Consider the following 6,600-nt stretch of genomic DNA (forward strand, 5'->3'; position numbering starts at 1 on the left):
CCGGGGAGCCGTGCGCGCGCTCCGTCGGTGACTGTCCGCGGACCGGTTCGTGACTGCCCGTGGACCGTCCGGCGCTCCCGTCGAGGAGGCTGGGCGAGTGCCCGGTGGGCCGACGATGACCGCGCGGCGACACGGCGCTTCGAACGTTTCTCGAACACAAGGCCAAAGCTCTCTCCATGAGCTGGCGAAACACGGCCGATTGCCCGTTTCCTGCGGCCTCAAACCCCGCCGAAGATTGTCCGCCGCGCATACCGCCGGGTACAGTCGCGCCCACTGCTTCCCCCCGGGACACCCCTCGTCGGGCCCGCCCCGGACTGGTTCTGCTGCCGAGGCGAGAGAGAAGTTGGTGAACGACCAGCACCCCTACGCCGGGTACGTCGAAGGTGACGCCCACTCCACCGGCAGTTTCGCCATCGACCCGCTGTTCGGCGCTTATCCCGGTGGTCAGGCCGACCACAGCGGCTCATGGGATCTGGGGCAGTACGACACCGGCACCCCCGCCCACGCCGCGTCCGACGACACGGGCGCGTACGAGACGTACGGCGACGCGACCGGGCAGTGGGACAGCACCGGCCAGTGGAGCACCGCCACCACCACCGCCTACCCCGGCACCGCCCCGTACGACGCCGCCACCACGTACGACACCACCGGCCAGTGGGACGCCTCCGCCTGGACCGACGCGCAGGCGACCGGCGCGTACGAGACCGTCCACTCCGGCACGTACACCCCGCAGGGCACCTACGGCTACGAGGCGTACGACGCGACCGGCCAGTGGGCCGCGCCCGTCTTCACGACCGACACCGGTGCCTACGACGCGACCGCCTGGAACCAGGCGCCGGCCGAGGCCGAGCCGGTCGTCCCCCACCAGTACACGCCCGAGCCGCTGTACGACGCCGACCCGGAAAACGGCGACACCGACACCGGGACCCACTCCACGGGCGACGCGCCGGCCGCCGACCACACCGCCGAGTTCGCCTTCGTCCCCGAGCCGGCGCCGGCCGCGGACGACGGTGACAGCGCGGGCGACGGGGACGTTCCGGAGTACGCGTACGAGGGCGACACGGACCACGACCCGGACGCCGTCCACCGGCCGGCCGTCGAGGTCCGCACCGACGAGCCCGCCGCGGCCGGCCGCTCCGCGCGCCGCACCTCCGGCGGCGGCCGCGGCCGGCGCCGTACCCCCGCCAAGCGCTCCGCCCTGCTGACCGTCGCCGTTCCCTCCGCCTGTGTCATGGGCGTCGCCGGCATCGCCGCCGCCTCCGTCAGCGGGCTCACCGCGCCGCAGAACACGGCGGCCAAGAAGGACGACACGACCACCCTCGCCGCGGCCGACCCGGCGGCCGTGCAGCAGAACGCCGCCAACAAGCGTTTCGAGACCCAGCTCGTCGCGCTCGACAACGGCGCCCGTGACTTCGGCGACCGCGCCAGCCGCACCCAGGAGCGGATCGACCTCCGCGTCCGCCAGGAGGCGGAGCGGAAGAAGCGCGCGGAGGAGGCGGCCCTCCGCGAGGCGATGCGCCCCAAGTTCATGCTGCCGGTGAAGCTGCACCAGCTCAGCGCGCGCTACGGCCAGTCCGGCGTCAACTGGATGTCCGTCCACACCGGCATCGACTTCCCCGTCCAGTACGGCACGAAGGTGATGGCCGCGACCGACGGCACCGTCCGCACCCAGTGGAACAGCGCCTACGGCAACATGGCGATCGTGACGGCGAAGGACGGCACGGAGACCTGGTACTGCCACCTCAGCAGCACCAAGATCCGCTCCGGCGAGGTCAAGGCCGGTGACGTCATCGCGTACTCCGGCAACTCGGGCAACTCCACCGGCCCCCACCTCCACTTCGAGGTCCGGCCCGGCGGCGGCTCGGCGATCGACCCGCTGGCCTGGCTCCGCAGCCACGGCCTCGACCCGACCAGCTGATCCGACCGCCTCCGTACGGCAGCGGCGTGCGACCAGGCCCCGGCTTCCGCCGGGGCCTTCGCCGTGCGGAGCGGTGTCCCGCTCCGGCTGCGCTACCGGCGCCGTACCGCTACAGCTTCTCGACCGGGGCGTACCGCAGCAGCAGCCGCTTCGGCTTCTCGCCGCCGAAGTCGATCGTGGCCTCGGCGTTCGGGCCGGCGCCACCGACCGCCATCACCGTGCCCAGACCGAACTGGTCGTGCGTGACCCGGTCACCGACCTTGAGCGCGACCACCGGCTTGTCACCGGCCCGGCTCGTCGCGAAGCCCGACGGGCCCGAGCGGGAGCGCGAGGAGGAGAGGGACGAGGTGATGCCCGGGGTCGGACCGGCGGGCTTCACCATCGGCCCGGTCCGCTTCCACTCCAGGTACGCGGGCGGGATCTCCTCCAGGAAGCGCGAGGCCGGGTTGTACGAGGGCTGGCCCCAGGCGCTGCGCATCGAGGAACGGGTGAGGTAGAGCCGCTCCCGCGCGCGCGTGATGCCCACGTAGGCGAGGCGCCGCTCCTCCTCCAGCTCCTTCGTCTGGCCCAGGGCGCGCATGTGCGGGAAGACGCCGTCCTCCATGCCGGTGAGGAAGACCACCGGGAACTCCAGGCCCTTGGCGGTGTGCAGGGTCATCAGGGTGATGACGCCCGAGCCCTCCTCGTCGTCGTCGGGGATCTGGTCGGAGTCCGCGACGAGCGCGACCTGCTCCAGGAACTCGGCCAGCGTGCCCGTGCCCTCGCCCTCGCCGCGCTCCTGCTCGAACTCCAGGGCCACGGAGGCCAGCTCCTGAAGGTTCTCGATGCGGGTCTCGTCCTGCGGGTCGGTGGAGGCCTGGAGCTCGGCCAGGTAGCCGGTCCGCTCCAGTACGGCCTCCAGGACGACGGCGGGGCCCGCGCCGGACTCGGCGATGGTGCGCAGCTCGTCCATCAGCGCGTTGAAGCGCTTGACGGCGTTCGCGGAGCGCGCGGCCATGCCGTACGCCTCGTCGACCCGCTTGAGCGCCTGCGGGAAGGTGATCTTCTCGCGGAGGGAGAGGGCGTCGATCATGGCTTCGGCGCGCTCACCGATCCCCCGCTTCGGCACGTTGAGGATGCGGCGGAGCGGGACGGTGTCCTCGGGATTGGCGAGGACGCGCAGGTACGCGAGGACGTCCCGGACCTCCTTGCGCTCGTAGAAGCGCACGCCGCCGACGACCTTGTAGGGCAGACCGACGCGGATGAAGATCTCTTCGAAGACGCGGGACTGGGCGTTGGTCCGGTAGAAGACGGCGACGTCACCGGCCTTGGCCTCGCCGGCGTCGGTGAGCCGGTCGATCTCGTCGGCGACGAACTGGGCCTCGTCGTGCTCGGTGTCCGCGACGTACCCGGTGATCCGCGCGCCCGCGCCCGCGTTCGTCCAGAGGTTCTTGGGGCGGCGGGACTCGTTGCGCTCGATGACGGCGTTGGCGGCGGAGAGGATCGTCTGCGTGGAGCGGTAGTTCTGCTCCAGGAGGATCGTCGTCGCGTCCGGGTAGTCCTCCTCGAACTGGAGGATGTTGCGGATGGTCGCGCCGCGGAAGGCGTAGATCGACTGGTCGGCGTCACCGACGACACAGAGCTCGGCCGGGCCGAGGTCCTCGTAGCCCGTGCCGACCAGCTCGCGCACCAGCGTGTACTGGGCGTGGTTGGTGTCCTGGTACTCGTCGACGAGGACGTGCCGGAAACGGCGGCGGTAGTGCTCGGCGACGTCCGGGAACGCCTGGAGCAGGTGGACCGTCGTCATGATGATGTCGTCGAAGTCGAGGGCGTTGGCCTCGCGCAGCCGGGCCTGGTACATCCGGTAGGCCTCGGCGAGCGTCTTCTCGAAGCCGTCGGCGGCCTGGTCGGCGAAGGCCTCCTCGTCGATCAGCTCGTTCTTGAGGTTCGAGATCTTGGCGCTGAAGGACTTCGGCGGGAACTTCTTCGGATCGAGGTCCAGGTCGCGGCAGACCAGGGACATCAGCCGCTTGGAGTCGGCCGCGTCGTAGATCGAGAAGGAGGAGGTGAAACCGAGCTTCTTCGACTCGCGGCGCAGGATGCGGACGCAGGCGCTGTGGAAGGTCATGACCCACATCGCGTTGGCCCGGGGGCCGACGAGCTGCTCGACGCGCTCCTTCATCTCGCCGGCGGCCTTGTTGGTGAAGGTGATCGCCAGTATCTGGCCGGGATGGACGTGCCGGGTGGCCAGGAGGTGGGCGATGCGATGGGTGAGCACCCGCGTCTTGCCGGAGCCGGCGCCCGCGACGATGAGCAGGGGGGAGCCGGTGTGGACGACGGCGGCGCGCTGCTGCTCGTTCAGCCCTTCCAGGAGCGCGGCGGCGTCCACGACGGGCCGGGGGGCGCCGTCGCGGTAGTGCGCGTCCCGGGGCGGGGGCGCGTCGAAGTGCTCCCCGAAGAGGTCGTGCGGGACCTCCTCCGCGGCCGGGGCGCCGTGGTCGTCGTCCTCGGGCGGGGGCGGGGCCTCCTCGGAGGAGTGGTTCTGGAGGCCGGCCAGGAAGCTGTCGTCAAAGAGGCTGCTCATCGCCTCACGAGTCTAGGACGCTCCACCGACATCCGGTCCCGGCTTCGGCAAGGCCGGTGCGCTCCGGCGGCGCGAGACGTGTCACACGGGCCGGTCGCACCGGTCGGCGAGCAGCGCCGGAGGCGTCAGACCCAGAGGGTCGCGATGAAGATGTTCGCCACGGTCAGGCCGCCGACGGCGCCGAAGAGGCCCTTGTCGACACGCTCCTCGTCCCGCTTGACGTAGACGAGGGCCAGGATGACGACGAGGACGGCCAGCTTGATGCCGATCTTGACGTTGTTCACGGTCTGGTCGTCGGCCTGGTTGAGGCCGACGAGCGCGATGCCGGTGACCAGCATGGTGAGCGCGCCGTGCAGCATGGCGGGGGTGAAGCGGGCCGTACCTGCTCCCATCGCCTTCATCTGGGTGAGGAATCCGCCCAGGAGGGAAGCGATACCGATGATGTGCAGGGCGACGAAGACATTGATGAGGACGTCCATGGGGCGGAGCCTAGCCGGGGCCTTAGCACCGCTCGGCGGGCGGGTCCACCGTCTCCGGCGCCTCGGTCGGTGACGTGCCGGAAGGGATCACACTGCACTGCCCGAAGCGAAAATGATCGGTCGCGGACGGCCAAGTCCCGTCAATTGACGTCAACTCCCCGCCGGGACGCAACCGGCCCCCCTAGCGTCCTGCGGCAGGTGGCCGGCTCCCCACCACCGCCGGTCACCCGGCGGCTGTCGGTCGCCCCCGCCGAAAGAACCGGCGGCGGTCCGTCTCCCCTGTGCGGGCCGCCGCCGGCCCGGCGCTCACCGTCCCCGGTCAGGAAGAGGATGTGACCCGCCCTCGTGGCAGCGCACCGAAAACCCCGCTCGTCCCCCTTCGGTGGCCAGGCGGTCCGCACCGCCGCCACGCTCGCCCTCGCCTCGGCGGCGACCACGGCCCTCCTCGAAGGATCGGGCCACGCCGACCCCCGGCCCACCCCGGCCCAGGTCAAGGCGAAGGTCGACCGGCTCCACCAGGAGGCCGAGGTCGCGACCGAGCGGTACAACGGGGCGAAGGAGAAGGCGGACGCGGCGCGCGCGGCCTTCGACCGGCTGCGTGACGAGGCCGCCCGCAGGACGGAGCGGCTGAACACGGCCCGGGCCGGACTCGGGAAGATCGCCGCGGCCCAGTACCGGTCCGGCGGGCTCGATCCCGCCGTCCAGCTCGCGCTCACCTCCGATCCGGAGCAGTACCTGGAGCGGGCCGCCCTCGCCGAGAAGGCCGGCGCCCGTCAGGCGGCCGCCGTCGCCTCGGTGCGGCGTGAGCTGGGCGCGCTCCGGCAGCTGCGGGCCGAGTCGGTGGACCGGCTCGCGGCCCTGCGCGGGCACGAGGAGGACCTGCGGCGGCAGAAGGCGGCGGTCCTGGCGAAGCTCACGGAGGCCCGGCACCTGCTCACCCGCCTGACCGCGGAGGAACGCGCCCGCTACGAAGCCGCGGAGGCGGCCCGCGACCACTCGGCCCTGTCCCGGTCGGCCGTCTCCGGCGGCCCGGCCGCCGGTGCGTTCCCGTCGTCGTCCGAGGGGGCGTCCGACAGCGCGTCCCGGGACCGGGCGGATCGTTCCTCCGGGGGCGACCGCGGCTCCGTGACCGCGCCCACCGACCGGGCCGCGCAGGCCGTCTCCTTCGCCCGCGCCCAGCTCGGCAAGCCGTACGTGTGGGGGGCGACGGGCCCCTCGGGTTACGACTGCTCCGGGCTGACCCAGGCGGCCTGGCGCGCCGCCGGCGTGGCACTGCCCCGCACCACCTACACCCAGATCAACGCCGGCCGGCGCGTCCCCCGCTCCCAGCTCGCCCCCGGTGACCTGGTCTTCTTCTACTCGGGCATCAGCCACGTCGGGCTCTACGTCGGGGGCGGCCAGATGATCCACGCACCCCGCCCCGGCGCTCCGATCCGGGTGGCCCCGATCGACGAGATGCCCTTCGCGGGAGCCACCCGCGTCGGCTGAGCCATCCACGCCGGAGCCGGAGCGGGGGCGCTGCCGAGGTCGGCTCGGCAGCGGGGTCCGGCGGGCGGGGAGTTCGGCGGTCGGGTGGGGCCGGACCCGGCCGGGGCAGGTGCCGTGCGGCGAGCTGCGGCCGGGGCAGGTGCGGGCGCCAG

At 72.5% G+C, this 6,600-nt stretch carries 4 protein-coding genes; 2 read left to right on the plus strand and 2 right to left on the minus strand.

The window, feature by feature from the left end; all coding sequences use genetic code 11:
• The first annotated feature begins 346 nt into the window (after positions 1-346).
• The gene (locus RIF68_RS22730) at positions 347-1,918 is read left to right on the plus strand and encodes a peptidoglycan DD-metalloendopeptidase family protein (protein WP_309053137.1); all 1,572 of its coding nucleotides are present in this window, start codon (positions 347-349) and stop codon (positions 1,916-1,918) included.
• 109 nt (positions 1,919-2,027) lie between these two features.
• Here the strand turns inward: RIF68_RS22730 and pcrA are convergent, their stop codons facing one another.
• Both pcrA and RIF68_RS22740 read right to left on the minus strand, forming a co-directional pair.
• Entirely contained in the window at positions 2,028-4,481 is a 2,454-nt protein-coding gene (pcrA, locus tag RIF68_RS22735) for a DNA helicase PcrA (RefSeq protein WP_309053138.1), read from the minus strand.
• 125 nt (positions 4,482-4,606) lie between these two features.
• Positions 4,607-4,960 carry a hypothetical protein gene (locus RIF68_RS22740; RefSeq protein ID WP_309053139.1) on the minus strand — a complete coding sequence of 118 codons (354 nt, stop codon included), beginning with the start codon at positions 4,958-4,960 and terminating at the stop codon, positions 4,607-4,609.
• Positions 4,961-5,305: 345 nt separating this feature from the next.
• On the opposite strand from RIF68_RS22740, the gene RIF68_RS22745 reads away from it, so the two are divergent.
• On the plus strand, positions 5,306-6,448 hold the full coding sequence (locus tag RIF68_RS22745; RefSeq protein ID WP_309053140.1) for a C40 family peptidase: 1,143 nt from the start codon (positions 5,306-5,308) through the stop codon (positions 6,446-6,448).
• Positions 6,449-6,600 lie beyond the last annotated feature (152 nt).

It is taken from the genome of Streptomyces sp. (assembly GCF_031178505.1).
In the GTDB taxonomy this organism is placed as follows: Bacteria; Actinomycetota; Actinomycetes; order Streptomycetales; family Streptomycetaceae; genus Streptomyces; species Streptomyces gulbargensis.